Source organism: Campylobacter concisus, from assembly GCF_902460895.1.
GTDB classification, from domain to species: domain Bacteria; phylum Campylobacterota; class Campylobacteria; order Campylobacterales; family Campylobacteraceae; genus Campylobacter_A; species Campylobacter_A concisus_BC.
On the sequence record NZ_CABPVL010000019.1, the window covers coordinates 1 to 2561 of the forward strand.

General features: G+C 31.4%; 4 protein-coding genes. 1 reads left to right on the forward strand and 3 read right to left on the reverse strand.

Going from position 1 to position 2561, the window contains the following annotated elements:
* Positions 1-971: relaxase/mobilization nuclease domain-containing protein (locus F3G98_RS10100; protein ID WP_411160840.1), on the forward strand; the 971-nt coding region annotated here is incomplete at its 5' end.
* Positions 972-1048: 77 nt separating this feature from the next.
* Here the strand turns inward: F3G98_RS10100 and F3G98_RS10105 are convergent.
* The 3 genes from F3G98_RS10105 to F3G98_RS10115 are packed head-to-tail and all read right to left on the reverse strand — an operon-like array spanning position 1049 to position 2513.
* On the reverse strand, positions 1049-1318 hold the full coding sequence (locus F3G98_RS10105; RefSeq protein ID WP_103588998.1) for a hypothetical protein: 270 nt from the start codon (positions 1316-1318) through the stop codon (positions 1049-1051).
* Positions 1318-2133, reverse strand: coding sequence for a nucleotidyl transferase AbiEii/AbiGii toxin family protein (locus F3G98_RS10110; RefSeq protein WP_103588999.1), 816 nt, complete (start codon positions 2131-2133; stop codon positions 1318-1320). The genes F3G98_RS10105 and F3G98_RS10110 overlap by 1 nt, the downstream gene beginning before the upstream one ends.
* Positions 2127-2513: a hypothetical protein gene (locus F3G98_RS10115; protein ID WP_103568039.1), complete on the reverse strand. Its 387-nt coding sequence runs from the start codon at positions 2511-2513 to the stop codon at positions 2127-2129. Before F3G98_RS10115 ends, F3G98_RS10110 begins: the two co-directional genes overlap by 7 nt.
* Between the last annotated feature and the right edge of the window lie 48 nt (positions 2514-2561).

Sequence of the window (2561 nt, forward strand, 5' to 3'; positions counted from 1 at the left end):
ATATAAATGAAATAGCTGCAACATTCCAAGATGGGGTTTATGATATTCCCAATAAACATGATGTTGAAAAACTAAAATTAAAAGAAAAAAACGAGGTAGTGCATATGGTTTTTTCTATGAAAGGTGAAAATAATATCCCTGTCGAGGAAATTAAAAATGCTGCAATAAAAACCATTAAAGAAAGATTTTTAAATAATCATTTTATATTAGCAGTCCATCATGACACAGATAATCCTCATTGCCATTTGGATTTAAAAAGTGTTGATTGTAATGGAAAAAGAATTAAAATTTCTCCAGCTGATTTGGATATGATGCGTGATGAGTTTGCAAAGAATTTAACCGATTTGGGATATAAAGCAACAAATTTTTCTTATAAAAATAAGAAATTTTCTAAGAATAAATTTCCAGACGTTTGGGATGGACATAAGCCGCATCATTACAAGATAACTGGATATGGTGAAGCAAAATATAATTTTTCACTAGATGAGCATACCGAAGAGTCGTATTATGTTAAATTTGAGACAAGTAAAGGGAAAGAAACTATTCTTTGGGGCAAGCATTTAAGGCAGTTAATGAAAGATTATAATATTACAAATGGAGATTATGCTAGGTTTGCAGTAACTGCTCAGGAACCGATTGTAAAGAAAATTTATGATAAAAAAACTAAACAATGGTGCGAAAAAACTCTTTATAGGAATGTGTGGGATTGTTCTGTAGAAGGAAAGAGAGAAGTTGAATTGACTCCCCTCAGTGAAGCTGAAAAGAAAAAGACTGAATATAAAATTCTTTCCAGAAGTGACACAAAAGTTGTTGCTCCATCCTCGCAAACAAAAGATGTTAATCCAAAACAAAATAAAACTGACTCAAGCAAAGCTCAAATTTTACAAGCTAAACAAAAGGTTGTGGAAAATACAACAAATATTGATAGCAAAAAAGCTAATAGTCTTAATAAAAAAGATTTTAACAGATAGACACATCTGCTTGTTATCTTTGGGGATTGTTTTAATTATCTCTATTTCTTTACGGTATAGCCATAACCTACATGTAGTCATGCTAAAATTTTCAATTTTAGATACCCAGACAAGCTCATAAACTGAGCTTTCGCTTCATTTTCTAGTCTTTCTTTTTCGCTTGGCATAAGATATATTGCAACCGATACCGGTTTTTCACCCACTTTTTTGGGACGTCCAGCATTGCTTTTTTTCTTTTCATTACTATCTGCAGCACCAGAGTTTATAAATTCTTCCACATTGCTACTTGCTGCAATGTTGGCATTGTTTACAAATGCAAATCCATTTTTCTTATCCAATATTCCCATTATCTTTCCTTTTCTTTTGTATTCTTGGTTTCTTTTATTTTTATGACTCCACTTTCTACTTTTTTGACATATGCTATACCAAGTCTAGACAGAACGGCTTTTGAACTATCATTTTGCTGTTTTTGAGATTGTGTTGCATCTCTTTGTATTACTGGCTCTAGTAGAGTATTGATACGCCTTAATACATCTTGAGTATAAGTATCAGTTATGTGAATTTTGTCTTGTGATATAAGTTTATGTTGCAAACTTTCATCTTTTAAAAGTAAATTTAGTTCATCCTCGCCACAGTAAAAGATCTTTTCTCGTATTCCAAAAAGATTTTCTTTGCTAAATTTGTCAGGATAAGTTTGTAGTAGATACCCTAGATCATAAAAATCTCGAATTTTATCTCTGCCACTAAAAGCAACTCCTTTCATTTTTATAAGCTCATCCACACAATAGACGTTAACACCATTTATATTTTCAAAATTTAAAGTCTTGGATCTCAGTAGGTCTTTGTTTCTGCTACTAACTTCTATTTTTAGTGGATAGCTGCCGTAATGAGAGGTTGCACCATAATCTATCATTGCTCTAAAAACAGTGTCGGTATCTTTTTTAATATTTATATTCCAATTACTAAAATCTTTATGGCGCTTTAGCTTGTTTATAAAATTCATATTGTTGGTTGTGCAATCCAAATCAATGTCTTCTGAATATCTATTTAGCCCATAATATAAACTAAGTGCCGTTCCACCTTTTAAAACAAAGGTATCCCCAAGATATGGCAAAATTTCTTTTATAAGTTTAACTCTATCTTTTTGATATTGCTCTAGCATCTTTTATCCTTAAAATATAGCTTTGTTAATTCAAATTTCATAAAATCATCAACTTTTTTGTTTTTATTTATAAGCTTTAAATAGTTGAAAAGTTCGCTTTCCTCGTTATCATCCAAGTAATCTTGCACGCAGTTCTTGAGACCAGCTGTTTCGCCTTTATAGACTAAATCAGCTATCGCTCTTGCATAATTTGCTACATACTCTTCTTTATCAAGCATCTTTACATATCGCCTTTGTATCCCCAAAGAACCTAAAATTTCATTATTCTCGTAAGTTTTTATATTGTTTTTATTGGCAAAATAAAGCAGTGGATGCCAGTCGGCGATTGAACCATCAAGCCTAGGTATATTTAAAGCTTCCCAGCCAGATATGTATGCCATTATTTTTTTCTTCCTTTGATTTTAGCCTTTTAATTCAATATATTATAT